The sequence below is a fragment of the Thioclava sp. DLFJ4-1 genome (genome assembly GCF_002020145.1).
Classification (GTDB): domain Bacteria; phylum Pseudomonadota; class Alphaproteobacteria; order Rhodobacterales; family Rhodobacteraceae; genus Thioclava; species Thioclava sediminum.
In genome coordinates this window covers 917,137-934,242 of record NZ_MPZT01000002.1, presented here as the reverse complement: position 1 = coordinate 934,242, position 17,106 = coordinate 917,137, and the positions used below count along the sequence as shown (strand labels likewise).

The window sequence follows — 17,106 nt, the reverse complement described above, 5'->3', positions numbered from 1 at the left end:
CGTTACCCTCTGAGCTCAGTGAACATGAGATTTCGCGTTGTCCGCTCGTGGTGCAGCATCCCAACGCTCAATCAACGTCGCCATAGGAACGGAGTGCAAGTGGTGCTCAGAGCTCGACATTAGCAGTAGCCGATTGATGGTGTTGTCTTGAAAGCCTCCGAAGCGGAACTCTGTCGTAAGGCGCGCCGCGACGGAGGGGACTTTGGCGCGGGCGATTATGGAATTCATCGAGTCCCGCTGTCGCCGGAAGCGTGCGGCGAGGTGTGCTTCGAAGTTTGGTTTCAGCTTGTCCGCGCTACGAGCCGCCGTGTAAGAGAAGGCAGCACGGAAAAGCGTCTCCATCCCGCGAAACGACGGGTCGTCGTACACATGGAATATCGCTTGGGGGCCTCCCGGAAATCCGATTGGATTCGATGAGATTTCGCTCTGCAACTGGATCAGGGCAGGGTTGGTTCCGAGGTGCCGCCGCGCGAGCGCCGCGTGGAGTTCTCTCCAGCGGAAGGGGCTGTCAGTCACTATCTGCGCGCCGGTGGCTTGGGCCAAGTACATCGCCATCTCGAAGTTGGGGGTCATTTTCATGAGTTCGAGCTGGCCGCCCTTGGTGAGCGGTTCGTCCTGAAGGATGGCTAACTCGTCTTCGACCTTCATCCGTTCGATGAGATCGATAAGGGTATCCTTCTCGATTGGCTCGTCATCGCCAGCCATCTCCAAAATGCGCTCAGCAAGGGCGTCCTTCGGCATGTTCAGCATCATGCGGCGCATGTCTTCTTGAATCACCGCCTCGAGCCTCGGGTCGTCGGAGGGGTCGAACTTGATGGTTCGGGAACGGGCCTGAGCCATGGCCATCATCTGTTCACGGAGGTGAAAATCGAAATCGCATGGATCCGGGATCAGGGTGATCAGCCCGGCCTCAACAAGTGGCATGAGCTGGAAGAAGGTCATGAGGGTCTTGAGGGCTTCGCCTCGGTACCGGCGGGGGTGCTCAGTGGGTCGCTTGTCCTTCTGCAGGGTCCGAGAGATTAAGAATGGATTTTGTATAATGACCTCACCGAAATATAGCGGTGCGCCGAGCGCGAACTCCAGGATCAACTTGGGATGCGGCGATCCTGTATAGACCGAGCGCATCTTGCCGTCCGGCTTGGGCAAGAGAGCCAGCAGGTCAGTCTCCAGCGGCCACAGGGCCTCGTACAGGCGATACATTCGCGCGATCTTGTCGTCGGTCATCTCACGGCGGATCGTTTCCCAATCCTTGGTCCCCAATTCGAAGAGCTGGGTCAGGGCGTTCATGAACATCATGTTTCGCTCACGGATACTCCTCTCCGACCACGACGTGCGCAGGTGCGCCGGCTTGTCCTGACAGCAATTCCCGAACGACTTGCCGGAGCCACACGGACAGTAGTCGCGAGGCAGTAGCAGGGTCTTCGGCTCCTCCTTCAGAAGCCATTCCCGCGGCTTCTCGGTTCGTCCGAACTCGTCCTGATAGTGGACATCTCCGTTCTCGAAGTGGGCATACATCTCTCCGCCAAACCGATGGAGCTCGTCTGGAGGCGGCAAGAACGTCGTACGCAGGTCAGCCCAGGGCTTGGACACCACCTTTTCGGGGAAAATATCCTCCCGGCGGGATCCGGCGACATAGCGGTTCGCACGAGCCTTGATCACGAAGTTCACCTCGGCGACCTGATCGTCGGTGAGGTACCGTTTCCTGATGAAATTGATCGTCGAAACCATCGTGGACTGGTAGTTTCGCGCAAACGTCCGCTTCGCATCGGGGGGTGTCCCGGGGTTCTTCGCGTATTCGAGGTTGGTCAGAATCAGAAGGTGGTCCGGCCCTAACGGGAAAAGCGTTTGCGAGCCCTTGAGAGCGGTCGACGGATCTTCGGGATACCGGTTGCGAGCGTCGGACGGAGGTATGGCATGGTTGTAGACAGTGACAGGATGGTCGCTCAGGATGAACTTGACGTCAGCTCGCTCCGCCGAGACGATCTCCCGAACTCCGGTGGTCCAGGTCGTAACGTTGAGCATGCGGATACCCTGCATCTCAAACATCAACTGGTTCTGGGCAACACTCGGCAACACATCACCGAGCCGACCAATCTCCGGATACTGCTGACGTAGCCATGCGAGACCCTTGGGCGTCCGCAACTTCTGAATGTCCAGGAATTCGAAAAGGTCCTCGAAGTGTTGATGCCAAGCACGTTGGTCATCGCCGCAGAATGCCCGGATCGCGGCGGCACCTCGCCTGTCGATGTCACCGAAGAACATTTTCTCGATCTCGTCGTTGACCTCGACCCCGAAAAATGTGGAGTAAAGGTCCTGCTCGACAAACGCCCGCGACGTGGGTGAATCGAAAAGGCAGCGCCCGCTGGCGACCGTTCCGTCCCGACGTTTGAAGGTAGGTGGGTGCAGGTCCAGGAGGAAATGCGTGGTTTTCCCTGGGGCGAAGAACCTCTCCTGATGCCATTGCGGGACATAATGGTTCTTCCTGGTTACCGACATAAGTGTTCGCTGCGTCCGATACTGGATATCCGACCATCCTGATCTGTTGATCGGTCGACCGTCAATGTCCGCTGTTAACGTTAGCGAGCAGCTTGCCGAAGGTCGGGAAACGGGGCGCAAAGCCGCCATTGAACTGTCGACCATTGAGAGGCGGGAGTGGGCCGTTCGCGACGGGCCCGTAGGTCTGGGCGGGGAGCGGACCTTCGCTGCGCTCTCCACCAAGGTCGGCAACACGAACGAAGCAGAGCCTGTCGCGGATCGAGGCAACCTTCTGAAAACAGATTATTCCTCATCCTACGAGCTCAATTTTTCTGCCTGCTTCCATTGGACTGCTGGCACAAACCTATGCTTAAAGGCTAACACCTTGGCGTGAGATCAACCAACCCGGCGGTATTATTCCCTCCAAGCCTTTGCCGTTAGGTCATCTTTTCGTTTTGCCGACGATGCAGACACATTGGAAAGGCATTATGTTTACAGTCCATCCTAACGAGATCAAAGATTTCACTGGAGACGAGCTCGTCGAGTTGTTGCGTCGTCTTCTTTACGCCGAAGCCCGCAATGCTAATGTTCCGCTAAGAGGGGTGGACGTTCCGCTGCAAATCACCGTCGCCGATGGCGGGCAGGACGCAAGAATTGTCTGGACCGGTGGCGCAAAATCAACCAATTTCCTCCCAAGCTGCGATATCACCTTTCAATGCAAGGCGAAGGACGCGGGCGACGCTCAGTGGGAAAAAGAGGTTTGGACCAAACCCACCCAAAATAATAAAGTTACGACCAAAATTCTGAATGACGCCGTGCGCGATGCCCTTGCTCGCGGCGGTAGCTACATCGGCATTACCACCACGGCGCTCGTCGGTAACAAACCGACGGACCGCGTCAACGCGATAAAGAAGGGTATCAAGGCCGGCGGTGGTGACCCAACCAATCTCGCGACGGTCGATGTATATGAGGGAAATAAGCTCGCCGCGTGGGCGAGCGCGCACCCCGGCGTCGCTGTCTGGATCAAGCAGCGCCACGCTGCGATCGACCTTGCTGGCTTCTCGACCATCGATCATTGGGGCAAACGCGCTGACATCGCCGCACCACCGTTCATTGAGAGTCCTGACCGCAAATTCTCGCTCGGCCCCCATGAGGCCGATGCGATCGAGTTTTCTCAACTCGCCGAGCGCCTCTTCGTCGAATTGGAAGAGCCTGGGGCTTCTGTTCGCATCTGGGGTGCCTCAGGAATCGGCAAGACCCGGGCACTGTATCATGCGCTTCGCACCGGCACTGGTCTTCTCAAGGGTCTCGCTGCCGCCAACTTTGTTTTCTGCGACTTCAGCCAGGTTGGAGATCGCCTCTGGGACGTCGCGAACCAGATCGTGAAGGAGGGCTCGGCCGCAGTTCTTGTCGTGGACGGATGCCCGCTCGATAAAGCTCGCGAACTGAACGCACTCGCTCTTACTGAAGGTAGCCAGCTTCGTATCATCACCATCGGCGCCGACGGGCTCGAACATGATGATCATTGCGTCATGGTTCGGCCCTCCAAGGCCGATCGCGCGACGATAAGGGGCATCCTTACGACCAAGCTAACCAAGGCCAAGGACGATGAACTCAACTATATCGCGGACCTTTGCGACGGGTTTCCTCGCATCGCTGTATTCGCCACCGAGAGCTACGAGAAAAAAGCGATACTAAAGTCGGTCGACGATGTTGCACAGCAGATCATGGATGCGGTCGGTGCTGATCGCGAAACCGTGCGGGCGCTCGAATGCCTCTCATTGTTCGACAGCCTTTTGCCCGATGAGGAACCAGCCGCCTTCGATAAACTCGCCGAGATGCTGGTTCATATGAAGGGTGAACTAATGTACGAGAACCTCGTCATCGCCACCCGGCAGCATCTGGTCGAACGCAATCATGGCGCAATGGTCGTTCAGCCCCGTCCGATCGCTAACTTCCTCGCGCTGCGCCGCCTCGATTATCTGCGCCCCTCAACATTGGTAGCGTTTCTGGATGGCGCGCCGTGTCATCACCGAGACGCCATGCTCGCACGCTGGCGCTTCCTCGCAAGGTCCCATACGCTGAGCGAGGCCATCCATACGCTATTGCGCACACGGTTTGCTGGCTCAAACATCGTCCAACCCGACGTCGCGCCCTATCTCAACGCCTTCGTTCATGTCGAACCCGATCGCACAGGGGCATCCCTATACTGGGCGATTGCGAAAGTACCGCTTTCCGATGTCGAAGCAATTCACGTCACTGAAGAACTCATTGACGCATTGCGTCTTCTCGCCTCGCGCCAGAAGAGCTTCGGCCCCGCCGCGCAGATGGTTCTGCGGCTCGCGGCCGTCGCCCCTCTTGAGGGCTCACAGCCGATCTTGCAGCTATTACACCAGCTCTTCCAGGTTGCGCTCGCAGGCTCGCAGGCTGATGATCGGCTCCGTCGTGTTGCCTTGGAACAGGCACTGGACGAAGACGATCCGCGTATCCGCCGCGTTGGTGTCGAAGCGCTCGGAGCCATGATCCAAACCCATATCTCTCGGTCAGAACAGTTCGAGCAGATCGGCGCTGAAGCTTATCACCCGGAATGGGTGCCTGCCGATCACGGCACTATCGACGCCTATTTCGACTGGGCTCTCAAGCGTTTGCTCGAACTTTGGCGCAATGACATCGAACTGCGCCCGGCTATCGAAGAGCATGTCGCGGGCGACATCCGCAATCTACTGTCGCCAAAACTTTTGCCCACCCTTGAGATATTTGTCAAAGAAGTGATCGCCTACTCTGGTCATTGGTTTGACGCCACTCACGGGATCGGTGACTGGCTCTATTTCGATCGGCCCGAAGAGCCGAATGACTTCTCGCTCGCTGTGCGAACGCTGTTCGACGCGACCCTACCGACAGACCCGGTGGATTTGGTCCGCCTCCATAGCCGTTTCTGGAGGGCGGACCTGCACGATCCCGCGAAACACTACTCCAAGGATCAGGAGGACCCCGACTACGAATATTCGGCGCGTCGCGTGCAAGAACTTGCGCCAGTGATCGCGAGAAATCCGAAGCTGCTATCCCGCGCCATCCACGCCATGGCGACGGAAGAAATGAATGCGCCACAGGACTTTGCAAACGCTTTGGCTCCGGAATTGCAGGCCCCTTTGGAGACGTTCGAGCAAGCCGTCACTGCCTTAGACGAGAGCGGCACACGGGCAGGCGTCAACTTTGTCGCCTCCCTTTTATCGGCCCTCGATAACCACCTTCGCAATAAGCCAGACGCCGTCGGTAAGCTTGAAGCCATTGCCAATACATCGAAGGTCCTCGCTGCCAATCCGATGTATATTATGAACTCGCTCCGCGTCACTGATGAACGCCTCAACAATCTCGCGGACGACGTTCGCGACGGCAAAGTGACGCCGGCTCAGAGTATTTCGGTTGCCTATGGACGTCGCCTCGAGGAAGTCGGTCACGCCGTCCTTTCAACGTTTATCGAGGCGCTCGTTGAGCGTGGCTCTGACGGAGGAGCATGGGCTGCACTCGAGATCTTGTCCATGTATACACACGGCCAGAAGATGCTTCCGCCCAAAATCGTCGATCTGGTAAAGTTCACGATCCTTTCACCATCGATCGCCGAAGAAGCAGATGGCAATTCTACCATGGCCGATTATTCCTACGATCGGTTGCTCCGTTTGGTCGACGCCTCTAACGGGATCGACGACACCTTCGCTCGTCGGTTTGCCGATCAGCTTGTGTTTGCCTGCCGAACCTCAGGATCGAGACGCCGCGGTCCTCCAGAGGTGCTACGCGGGGCCCTCGACACCATAATTCTACGCGCTCCGGTTGCAGTCTGGCCTGTACTCGCAAGTTTTTACGAGATCGCAACACCGGTCGAACGTGATCGCATGAACGCCATCACTTCCGCTACCAAGCCCTTCGCAAGTGGACTCTCGCGCGTCGGCGCTGGAGCCCTATTCGATATCCCGATCGAACTGATGCTTGAATGGGTTGCGGTCGATCCGGATGGTCGCATCGCATTCCTCCTTACCTTCTTCCCGATCCTCGAACAGAGGAGCGGCGAATGGACCTGGCACCCCGCGCTCCAGAAACTCGCCAACCTGTATGGCGACCGAAAGCGGTTCCGCGATGCTTTGCGCCAGCGCATCTATCCCAGTTCTTGGAGCGGCTCGCTGAAACCACATCTACTGATCTTCACAAAGCCGCTCGCTTCTTGGAGTAGTGATGCCGTTCTCGGAGACTGGGCAGCTACGATGCTGGACGGCGTGAACCGCTCTTTGAAGAGCGAAATCTATTGATGAGTTGATCCGGGAGCGGTCATTGGTTTCGCGTTATGCGAGCGGCAGGAGAGGGCCGGAAGCGTCAGACTTCCGGGCAACACAAGGTCGCGGCGTCTCCATCACGCTTGATGAACGATCGGAATCGACGCGAACTCTGCCGTTTGAGCTTTGGGCTATGCCGGCAGGAAAAATTCCCTGACCGCCAGCCGGAAACATCGAGAAAATTCCGACTGACGATTCACAGCATTTTTTCCGACCGCGCAAACTTATGCGCAAATCGCGCAATCTTATGGGTAGAACGCAAAGCTTTGCGCAAACCTACAGAGCGTCAGAAGTCGAGGTTTTCCACCGTGAGGGCGTTTTGCTGGATGAACTCGCGGCGGGGTTCGACGACGTCGCCCATCAGCTTCGAGAAGATGTCCTCGGCCTCGGCCACGTCTTCGATGCGGACCTGCAGGAGCGTACGTGCGGACGGATCGAGGGTGGTTTCCCAGAGCTGCTCGGGGTTCATCTCGCCCAGACCCTTGTAGCGCTGCAGGCTCAGGCCCTTTTCGCCCTCCTTGAGGATCGCGTCGAGCAGTTCCAGCGGACCGTGAATGAGGATTTCGCGCTCTTTGCGCACCAGTTTCGCCGGGCGGTCATAGACCTCCTTGAGCTGGTCGGTCTGGCTGCCCAGACGCCGCGCTTCGCCGGAACGCAGCACTGCGCCGTCGAGCGTGCGGACCTCTTCCACGCCGCGCAGAACGCGGGCGAGGCGGATGCCGTGATCCTGCGTCGGACGGCCCTGCCAGCCGCGCTCGTATTCCAGCGCGACGAGGTCGAGACGCTCGGCCACCGAGTTCGCGACGCCCTGCGCATCGCCGTCGATCTTGCCGGGAACCATCGCGCCTGCGATCGCCGCCTGCTCGAGGATGTGATGCGGGTAATGGGTCGGGAAAGTCGCGAGGATGCGCTTGATCAGGCGCGCCTCTTCGACGACGCGCTTGAGGTCCTGACCGGAGATTTCTTCGCCGGTGTTGAGCCGCAGAATGGCCCCCTCGACGCCCATGTCGATCAGGTAATCCTCCAACGCGGTCTGGTCCTTCAGATAGACCTCGGACTTGCCGCGCGCGACTTTGTAAAGCGGCGGCTGCGCGATGTAGAGGTAACCATGCTCGATGATCTCGGGCATCTGGCGGAAGAAGAAGGTCAGCAGCAGCGTCCGGATGTGCGCACCGTCGACGTCTGCATCGGTCATGATGACGATCTTGTGGTAGCGCAGTTTGTCGATGTTGAACTCGTCGCGGCCGATGCCGGTGCCGAGTGCGGTGATCAGCGTGCCGATCTGATCCGAGCCGAGCATCCGGTCGAAACGCGCGCGCTCGACGTTGAGGATCTTACCGCGCAGCGGCAGCACCGCCTGGTTCTTACGCTCGCGGCCCTGCTTGGCCGAACCGCCTGCGGAGTCACCCTCGACGAGGAAGACTTCCGACAGCGACGGATCCTTCTCCTGACAGTCGGCGAGTTTGCCGGGCAGGGAGGCCACATCCATCACCGTCTTGCGGCGCGTCAGTTCGCGCGCCTTGCGGGCAGCCTCACGCGCGAGCGCGGCTTCGATGATCTTGCCGACGATCTGCTTGGCCTCGTTCGGGTTCTCCTCGAACCATTCGGCGAGCTTCTCGTTCACGAGGTTCTCGACCGCCGGGCGGACCTCGGAGGAGACCAGCTTGTCCTTGGTCTGGCTGGAGAATTTCGGATCGGGCACTTTCACCGAGAGCACGCAGGTCAGACCTTCGCGCGCGTCGTCGCCGGTGAAATCGACCTTCTCGCGCTTCGCGATACCGCTCTCCTGCGCGTATTTGGTGATCGTGCGGGTCAGCGCGCCGCGCAGGCCCGCCATATGGGTGCCGCCGTCGCGCTGAGGGATGTTGTTGGTGAAGGGCAGCACGGTCTCATGGTAGCTGTCGTTCCACCACATCGCGCATTCGACTCCGATGCCGCGCACTTCGCCGACCATGTAGATCGGATCCTCCATCACGGCGTTTTTCGAGCGATCCAGATATTTCACAAATTCCCGAACGCCGCCTTCGTAATGCAGCTCGGTCTTGATCGGCTCGGCGGGTCGCTCGTCTTCGATGATGATACGGACGCCGGAGTTCAGGAAGGCCAGTTCGCGCAGGCGCTTTTCCAGCGTGGCGAAGACGAACTCACGGTTCGAGAAGGTGCCCTCGGGGTCGTCTTCCTTGCTCGATGCGAGGAAACGCACCTCGGTGCCGCTCTCGTTCGGGGCGTCGCCCACGACATGCACATGCTCGACGCATTCGCCATGCTCGAAGCGCGCCTTGTGGATCTTGCCGTCACGCCAGACCGTCAGTTCCAGCCAGTCGGAGAGCGCGTTCACCACCGAGACGCCCACGCCGTGCAGACCGCCCGACACCTTGTAGGCGTTGCCGTCATCGTCGGTGTTGTTGAACTTCCCGCCGGCATGCAGCTGGGTCATGATGACCTCGGCCGCGGAGACGCCTTCCTCGGCGTGGATATCGACCGGAATCCCGCGGCCGTTATCGCGCACGGAGACCGAAGAATCCGCGTGAATTTTCACGGCGACGTAGTCGGCGTGACCCGCCAAGGCCTCGTCGATCCCGTTATCCACGACCTCATAGACCATGTGGTGCAGACCCGAGCCGTCATCGGTATCGCCGATATACATGCCGGGCCGTTTTCTCACGGCTTCCAAGCCTTTGAGAACCTTGATGGAATCGGCGCCGTATGCGTTCTTCTTCGGGGTGTCGTCGGTCATGCCTGCCCGTCCTTTATCTGTTGCCGGTTTTATATCGGCTGGGCAGAGGAATGTCACGTGTCAGACACAAGATTTAGGGGGTCACGTCACGGCGATAAGAAGGCCTACAAGGATCATCAGCCCGCCCGCGATCCGGTTGAGCTTTGCCAGCTTGCCGCGGCTTTGCACGAAGTTGCGGATGCGGTCGACGAAGGCGGCGAGGATCAGGTTGCCGGTCAGCGGCACGATGGCCGAGATCAAGCTCACGAGGGCGATGTCGATCCAGGTCATCGTGGCGATCGGGAAGAAGCCCGGCAGGATGCCCATGTAGAACAGGATCGCCTTGGGATTGCCGATGATCACGATGAGCCCGGCGACGAAACCTGCCCACATGCCGGGGCGCGTCAGGCGGCTGTCGGAGCTGATCTGATGGTCGGCATGGCGGATCAGGAGCGCGCCCATCCCGACGAACATCGCGACCGCGACCCAGCGCAGGGCGTCGAGGAACCAACTGAATTCGCCCACCAACCACGACACGCCGAGAATGGCGAGCGCGGGCCAGATCATGTCGCCAACGGTGACCCCAAAGGCGAGCGGCCAGGCGGCGGCAAAACCTCCCGACATGGCGCGGGCGAGAAGGGCGAGCCAGACCGGCCCGGGGGTGAGGAAGAGAACGAACAGCGCGCCGGAATAGAGCGCGATCTGCGAGAGCGTGAGGGTCATGGGAGGGTCAGGCTTCCGTCGTCGGCCAGCGGCCAGAAAGGATTATGGGCGAGTTCCCAGACATGGTGGTCGGGATCGGCGTAATAGCCCGAATAGCCGCCCCAGAAGGTCTTCTCGGGGGCTTTCAGTTCGGATGCGCCCGCTTCGAGCGCGGCGGCGAAGGCGGCATCCACCTCTTCAGGGCTGTCGAAGTTCTGCGCCAGCGTCATCGCTCCGGTGCCCAGCCGCGCGCGGGTGCGTCCCTGATCGGCGGCCAGCGCGGGCAGAGAGAACAGGCTCAGCGCCATCCCGTGGAGCTGGTAGAAGGCGACGTCGTCCTGCTCGGCTTGGGGTTGCCATCCGAGGGCTCCGTAGAAGGCCTTGGACTGATCGAGATCGGCCACGCCCAGTGTGATCAGCGTCACACGCTGCTGCGGATAGCTCATGGCGTTGCCTCCCTCACTTCGGAGCCCTGCGGCCCCTCGACCACTTCAAGATATTGCCCGCGGGGTCCAAGCGCCTCGAACAGTTCCGCGCCGGTCCCGGTCATCATCACCTGCGCGCTCATTGCGCAGATTTCGTCATAAAGCGCCGCGCGCCGGCCGGAGTCCAGATGGGCCGCGACCTCGTCGAGCAGAAGCACCACATCCTCGCCCGCAAGCGCCCGCGCATTGGCTAGGATCAGAGAGATCAGCAGCGCCTTCTGCTCCCCGGTGGAGCATTGCGCAGCGGGGGCGTCCTTCTCGACGTAAGTGGCCAGCAGGTCGGCCCGGTGCGGCCCCTCCAGCGTGCGGCCCGCAGACATGTCACGATGCCGGTTTGCGTCGAGCGCGGTTGCCAGATCCTCGGGGCCTTCATTCTCGAGCACCAGATGCGCCGCGGGAAATGCCGTCGCCGCATCGGCCTGCGCCTGCATGATCCGCGTCAGGGCCTCGGCCCGGTTCGCCCGGATCGCAGCGCCCGCCTCGGCCATCTGCGCCTCCAGCGCGTGATACCAGTTCGGATCGCGGACCATGTCCTTGAGCAAGCGGTTACGCTCGCGCATCGCTTTTTCGTAGGCGAGCGTTACCTCGGCGTGTGCGGGGGTGAAGCTCATCACCATCCGGTCGAGAAACCGCCTGCGCCCTTCGGCCCCTTCGATCCAGAGCCGGTCCATCGAGGGCACCAGCCACAGCACCCGCAGGATCTGCGCCAGTGCGACCTGCGGTGCCGCCTTGCCGTCGATCTCGACCCGGCGCGATTCCCCGGGAAGGGCGGAGGTTTCGATTTCATGGGTGTCGGTGACGGCGCGCAGCTTCCAGCCCACGGCCTCGGCGCGGCGCATCAACTCATCGGCCTGCGCCCGGCGCAGCCCACGCCCGGGCGAGAGCAGAGACACGGCTTCGAGGATATTCGTCTTGCCCGCGCCGTTCGGCCCGTAGATCGCCACGGGCCGCCCATCGAGAGTAATCTCGGCACGGCGATGCGAGCGGAACTGCAATATCTTCAGCTCACGCAGCATCGCGCCTCTTCGTGTTGGTCAAAATATCCCCGCCGGAGGCTCCCGGCGGATGTCACACGCGCATCGGCATGACCACATAGACCGCCGAGGTGTCGCCACCTTCGCGCATCAGGGTCGGATCGCCCGAGGAGTTGAACAGGAAGACGGCATTCTCGCGGTCCACCTGGCTCGCGATCTCGAGCAGGTATTTCGCGTTGAAACCGATCTCCAGCGGCTCGTCGGCATAGGCCACGACCAGCTCTTCTTCCGCAGCACCGGCATCCGGAGCGTTGACCGAGAGCACCAGCTTGTCGGCTTCCAGCGCAAGTTTCACCGCGCGCGAACGCTCCGACGAGACGGTCGCCACACGGTCCACCGCTTTCGCGAATTCGGACGCGTCGACTTCCAGCTGGCGGGTGTTTCCGGTCGGGATGACGCGGGTGTAATCGGGGAAGGTGCCGTCGATGACCTTCGAGGTCAGCGTGATTACCGGGGTCGCGAAACGGACCTTGGTTTCCGACACGGAGACCGCGATTTCCTGATCGTCATCTTCCAAGAGCTTGCGCAGCTCGTTCACCGTCTTGCGCGGCACGATCACGCCGGGCATGCCCGAGGCGCCCTCCGGCAGGCCGGAATCGATGCGTGCCAGACGGTGACCGTCGGTCGCGACGCAGCGCAGCACCTGACCGTCTTCGCCGGTCGCGATATGCATATAGACGCCGTTGAGGTAATAGCGGGTCTCTTCGGTCGAGATCGCGAATTTCGACTTGTCGAACAGGCGCTTGAGCACCCCGGCCTTGGCCGTGAAATTCGCGGTGTATTCCGAGGACGCCATCACCGGGAAGTCTTCCTTCGGCAGCGTGGCGAGGTTGAAGCTCGACCGGCCGGCCTGCACGTTCAGACGCCCGGCGGCCGGATCATCCGAGATCGAGACCAGCGCGCCATCGGGCAGTTTGCGCACGATTTCATGCAGCATGACCGCCGAGACGGTCGTGGCCCCGGCCTGTTCGACCTGCGCGGGCGCCTTGTCGACCACCTCGATATCGAGGTCGGTCGCGCGGAACTGGACGGTGTCGCCTTCGGCTTCGATCAGGACGTTTGCAAGGATCGGGATCGTGTTGCGGCGTTCCACAACGGATTGCGCTTGCGAGACGGCCTTGAGCAGAGCGGCGCGTTCGATGCTGAATTTCATGTCGATCCCTCACGACTTTCCGGGGCTGGCAAGGTAGCACCTCGCGCCACCGGCACAACGGTTTTCGCAGACATTCGGTCGCTTTGTCCGGAGCGTCAAGCCCAGCGGGCCAGATCAGCTTTCAAGGAGGCGGCGGAGCAACTCGATATCTTCGGCGAGCTGCGAATCCGTGCCGCGCAGCTCTTCGATCTTGCGGATGCCATGCATGATCGTGGTGTGATCGCGCCCACCGAAGCGGCGCCCGATATCGGGCAGCGAACGGGTGGTCAGCGATTTCGCGAGGAACATCGCCACCTGACGCGGCCGCGCGATGGCGCGCAGGCGCTTGGGCCCCACGAGATCCGAGAGGCGGACGTTGTAATGCTCCGCCACCTTGCGCTGGATTTCCTCGACGGTGACCTTGCGCTCGGATTGGCGCAGTTGGTCCTTGAGGCATTCCTGCGCCAGATCCATCGTGATTTCGCGCCCGATCAGCGAGCCATAGGCAAACAGACGGGTCAGCGCACCTTCGAGGATACGCACGTTCGACGTGATCCGGTGCGCCACGAATTCCAGAACGCCGGGGGCGATCTTCAGATCGGGATACTCGCTCTTATAGGCTTCGGTCTTGGTCTGCAGAATGCCGAGGCGCAGTTCGTAATCGGTCGGGTGCAGGTCGACGACGAGGCCGCAGGACAGGCGCGACTTGATGCGCTCTTCGAGGTCCTTGATCTCGCCGGGCGCACGATCCGCCGAAATGACGATCTGTTTGCCCTGATCGACCAGCGCGTTGAACGTGTGGAAGAACTCTTCCTGCGTGGAATCCTTGCCGGCGATGAACTGCACGTCATCGACCATGAGAACGTCGATCGAGCGGAACATCTCCTTGAAGTCCATGATCTGCTTTTCGCGCAGCGCCTGCACGAAGCGATACATGAACTGCTCGGCCGAGAGGTAGAGCACGCGCAGATCGGGGCGCTGATGCTGCAGGTCATGCGCGATGGCGTGCATGAGGTGCGTCTTACCAAGGCCGACGCCACCATAGAGGAACAGCGGGTTGAAGGTGACGGGGCCGCCTTCGGCGACGCGCTTGGCGGCGGCATGGGCCAGCTCGTTCGGTTTGCCGACGACGAAGCTGTCGAAGGTGAAACGCGAATCCAGCGGCGCGCCGGGAAGCGGCTCGTCGGGGCGCGGGGTCTTGCGCGGCTTGACGGCAGGAGCGGCCGGGGCAGGGGCCGGAACCGTCGGGCGCGTGGCGCCATTCGCAGAGCCGTTCATCGGACGGCGCGACGGGACCGAGATGTTGACGCGCTCGGCGGAGACACCTGCCCGGCGCAATTCGCTCAGGATCGGTTCCGCGAAGTTGCGCGAGACCCAGTCGCACATGAATTTCGTCGGTGCTTGAAACGAGGCGATACCGTCCTCGAGGTCGATCAGCTCGAGAGGAGCGATCCAGGTCGTGTAGTTGTTTTGCCCAACAGCTTTTTGAAGCTCATTGCAGACCTGCCCCCAAGTGTCGTCCGTCATTTTTCCGCCCATCGCCAAACACAAATCAGGTGCGTCTTCGTCCCTTGGCTTTGCGGTGAGTCCGGCTGGCAGGCCAAACTCGAATACAAACAGACACGACCTACCTGCCGGGGCTAAAACCCGGTGTCAGGCAGAGTTGCCGAAAGTGAGGGGTTATACCCCCTCGAGAATCGGAATCGCATTTCGCTGGTCGCCGCCAGGCTTTTTCATTTGTCGTGGCAGACTTATTTGCCCTCGACGGCCAGATAAATGCGTCATGTCCCCCAAGGCGACGTGAATCGCAGGTAGAAGCTAGCAAGCTGGTGAGCCCGCAGGCAACCGACCTTTGCGCTTGACGTGAGATTCCCCGAAACGAATCTGAGGGGGCTGCGCAAAACTGCAACAGTTTTGTGTCAAGGCGTTGATTGTCCAAGAAAAAACGCGCCTGCCAGATAGGCAGACGCGTTTTTCTTAAGGAATCCAGCGTATTCCCGAGCCAGTTCGCTCCGGGACGCAGATCAGGCTTTGAGGGCCTTCACGCGCGAAGCGAGGCGCGAGACTTTGCGCGATGCGGTGTTCTTGTGCAGAACGCCTTTGGTGACGCCGCGAGCCAGTTCGGGCTGAGCCGCGCGCAGAGCGTTGGTTGCCGCTTCGTAGTCGCCCGAAGTGATGGCTTCTTCGACTTTGCGGATGAAGGTACGGATGCGCGAACGACGTGCTTTGTTGACGTCTTGACGGCGCTCGTTCTGACGGGCGCGTTTCTTGGACTGGGGCGTGTTAGCCATGTGTATCTTCCCACTTTCCGGGTCTGTTCAAATCTTTCAATCGCACGACAGACCCCGGGCTCCAGCGAACCTAGATGATTCTAGCCTAAGCGGGCTCCACGCGCATGTGAGGCGGCCTCATAAGCCAAAATGCGTGAAAGGGAAAGGGAATAATGAAAAGCGGGGCCGAAGCCCCGCCATCTGCTCTCGCGTTGGTGGCCCGAAAGGGCTCACTTGTCGCGGAATTGCGGCTCGCGCTTTTCGAGGAAGGCGGCCATGCCCTCCTTCTGGTCGTCGGTCGCAAACAGCCCGTGGAACAGACGACGCTCGAACAGGATGCCCTCGTTCATCGTCGTCTCGTAGGAGCGGTTGACCGCTTCTTTTGCCGCTCGGGTCGCGAGCATCGACTTCTCGGCGATCTTCTGCGCCGCGGCCATCGTCTCGGGGATCAGCTTGGCGTTCGGAACGACCCGGCTGACAAGCCCCGACCGTTCCGCCTCGCCCGCATCCATGAAGCGGCCCGTGAGGTGCATGTCCATCGCCTTGGACTTGCCCACGAAGCGCGTCAGGCGCTGGGTGCCGCCGATCCCGGCAATCACGCCGAGATTGATCTCGGGCTGGCCGAACTTGGCGTTCTCCGCGCAGATGATGAAGTCGCACATCATCGCCAGTTCACAGCCGCCGCCGAGCGCGTAGCCCGCCACTGCAGCGATGATCGGTTTGCGGATGCGGTTGATGGCATCCGCCTCCTTGCCGAAGAAGTCGCTCGTGAACATGTCCACGAAGCTCTTTTCCGACATTTCCTTGATGTCTGCGCCAGCCGCGAAGGCCTTTTCCGAACCGGTGATGACGATGCAACGCACCTTGTCATTCTCTTCCGCCGATTTCAGCGCCTCGGCAAGTTCCCCCAGCAATTGGGAGTTCAGGGCGTTCAGTGCGTCGGGGCGGTTGAGCCGGATCAGGGCAACGTAATCCTCGATCTCGACGATCAGGGTCTGGTAGGCCATTCGGTCTTGCCTTTCCTTGTCTCTGAACGGGACTCCTAGCAGAGCATCAAATCAGATCAAGCGTCTTATGAGGCTGGAGCGCTGCGTCATTTCTGGCAAGACGGGCAGAAAAAGGTCGAACGTCCCGATTGAACGATGCGCCGGATCTGGGTGGCGCAGGTGGTGCAGGGCGTGTCCTCGCGGTCGTAGACATGGAAGCTGTGCTGGAAGTATCCCAGCTCCCCATCCGCCTGACGATGGTCGCGTAGGGACGAGCCGCCGGCCGAGATCGCCTCGGTCAGCACCTCGCGGATGATCGGCACGAGCGAAGCGAGCCGCAGGTTCGAGATCCGCTTCGCCTGACGACGCGGATCGATACCTGCCCGATGCAGCACTTCACAGACATAGATGTTGCCCAGACCCGCCACGACATGCTGATCGAGCAGCGCCGATTTGATCGGCGTTGCGCGGCGTTTGAGCGCCTCGACCAGATAGTCTTCGTGGAAGTCGTTGCCGAAGGGCTCGGGGCCCAGCCCCGCCAGCAGCCAATGGGCCTGCTCGCGCTCGGTCAGCACCAGATCCATCGCCCCGAAACGGCGCGCATCGTTGAAGGTCACGCGTCCGCCGCCGGACATGTGCAAAACAACGTGATCGTGCTTGGCAGGCGCCGGATGATCGAGATGAAATTCGCCGAGCGTCACGCCCGACACCAGCATCCGCCCGGACATCCCCAGATGGATCAGCAGGCTCTCCCCGCTATCGAGATCGGCCAGGATGTATTTCGACCGTCGCCGCAGTCGGTCGATGCGGGCACCTTGCAACCGCTCCGCCATCCGCTCGGGCAGGGGCCAGCGCAGGTCGGGCCGATTGACTTCGGCGCGTTCGATCCGATGGCCTTCCATGGCCGGGACCAACCCGCGACGAACCGTCTCGACCTCGGGCAATTCGGGCATTGTTCCTCCTCATCGCATTGTCTTGGGG

Annotated in this window: 11 protein-coding genes; 1 reads left to right on the top strand and 10 read right to left on the bottom strand. The window is 60.8% G+C overall.

Going from position 1 to position 17,106, the window contains the following annotated elements; translation table 11 throughout:
* Positions 1-15: 15 nt before the first annotated feature.
* Positions 16-2,640, bottom strand: a complete 2,625-nt coding sequence (locus tag BMI85_RS09670; RefSeq protein WP_210402332.1) for a DUF4238 domain-containing protein — start codon at positions 2,638-2,640, stop codon at positions 16-18.
* 323 nt (positions 2,641-2,963) lie between these two features.
* On the opposite strand from BMI85_RS09670, the gene BMI85_RS09665 reads away from it, so the two are divergent.
* Complete coding sequence (locus BMI85_RS09665; protein WP_078600980.1) at positions 2,964-6,776, top strand: hypothetical protein; 3,813 nt, start codon at positions 2,964-2,966, stop codon at positions 6,774-6,776.
* A gap of 310 nt (positions 6,777-7,086) precedes the next feature.
* Here the strand turns inward: BMI85_RS09665 and gyrB are convergent, their stop codons facing one another.
* From gyrB to mutM, 9 genes are all read right to left on the bottom strand, one after another.
* On the bottom strand, positions 7,087-9,537 hold the full coding sequence (gyrB, locus tag BMI85_RS09660; protein WP_078549568.1) for a DNA topoisomerase (ATP-hydrolyzing) subunit B: 2,451 nt from the start codon (positions 9,535-9,537) through the stop codon (positions 7,087-7,089).
* An 81-nt stretch (positions 9,538-9,618) separates the two neighbouring features.
* Positions 9,619-10,239: a LysE family translocator gene (locus BMI85_RS09655; RefSeq protein WP_078600978.1), complete on the bottom strand. Its 621-nt coding sequence runs from the start codon at positions 10,237-10,239 to the stop codon at positions 9,619-9,621.
* Complete coding sequence (locus tag BMI85_RS09650) at positions 10,236-10,664, bottom strand: VOC family protein (RefSeq protein WP_078600976.1); 429 nt, start codon at positions 10,662-10,664, stop codon at positions 10,236-10,238. Before BMI85_RS09650 ends, BMI85_RS09655 begins: the two co-directional genes overlap by 4 nt.
* Positions 10,661-11,719, bottom strand: coding sequence for a DNA replication/repair protein RecF (gene recF / locus BMI85_RS09645; RefSeq protein WP_078600974.1), 1,059 nt, complete (start codon positions 11,717-11,719; stop codon positions 10,661-10,663). The genes BMI85_RS09650 and recF overlap by 4 nt, the downstream gene beginning before the upstream one ends.
* A gap of 52 nt (positions 11,720-11,771) precedes the next feature.
* A complete protein-coding gene (gene dnaN, locus BMI85_RS09640; protein WP_078521612.1) occupies positions 11,772-12,890 on the bottom strand; it encodes a DNA polymerase III subunit beta in 1,119 nt (372 codons plus the stop codon).
* 114 nt (positions 12,891-13,004) lie between these two features.
* Positions 13,005-14,396: a chromosomal replication initiator protein DnaA gene (dnaA, locus tag BMI85_RS09635; RefSeq protein ID WP_078571315.1), complete on the bottom strand. Its 1,392-nt coding sequence runs from the start codon at positions 14,394-14,396 to the stop codon at positions 13,005-13,007.
* A gap of 497 nt (positions 14,397-14,893) precedes the next feature.
* Positions 14,894-15,160 (bottom strand): 30S ribosomal protein S20, encoded by a 267-nt coding sequence (gene rpsT / locus BMI85_RS09630; RefSeq protein ID WP_078521610.1) that lies wholly within the window; start codon positions 15,158-15,160, stop codon positions 14,894-14,896.
* A gap of 209 nt (positions 15,161-15,369) precedes the next feature.
* Entirely contained in the window at positions 15,370-16,146 is a 777-nt protein-coding gene (locus BMI85_RS09625; RefSeq protein ID WP_075776776.1) for an enoyl-CoA hydratase, read from the bottom strand.
* Positions 16,147-16,232: 86 nt separating this feature from the next.
* Entirely contained in the window at positions 16,233-17,078 is an 846-nt protein-coding gene (mutM, locus tag BMI85_RS09620) for a bifunctional DNA-formamidopyrimidine glycosylase/DNA-(apurinic or apyrimidinic site) lyase (RefSeq protein ID WP_078600972.1), read from the bottom strand.
* Positions 17,079-17,106: the final 28 nt, after the last annotated feature.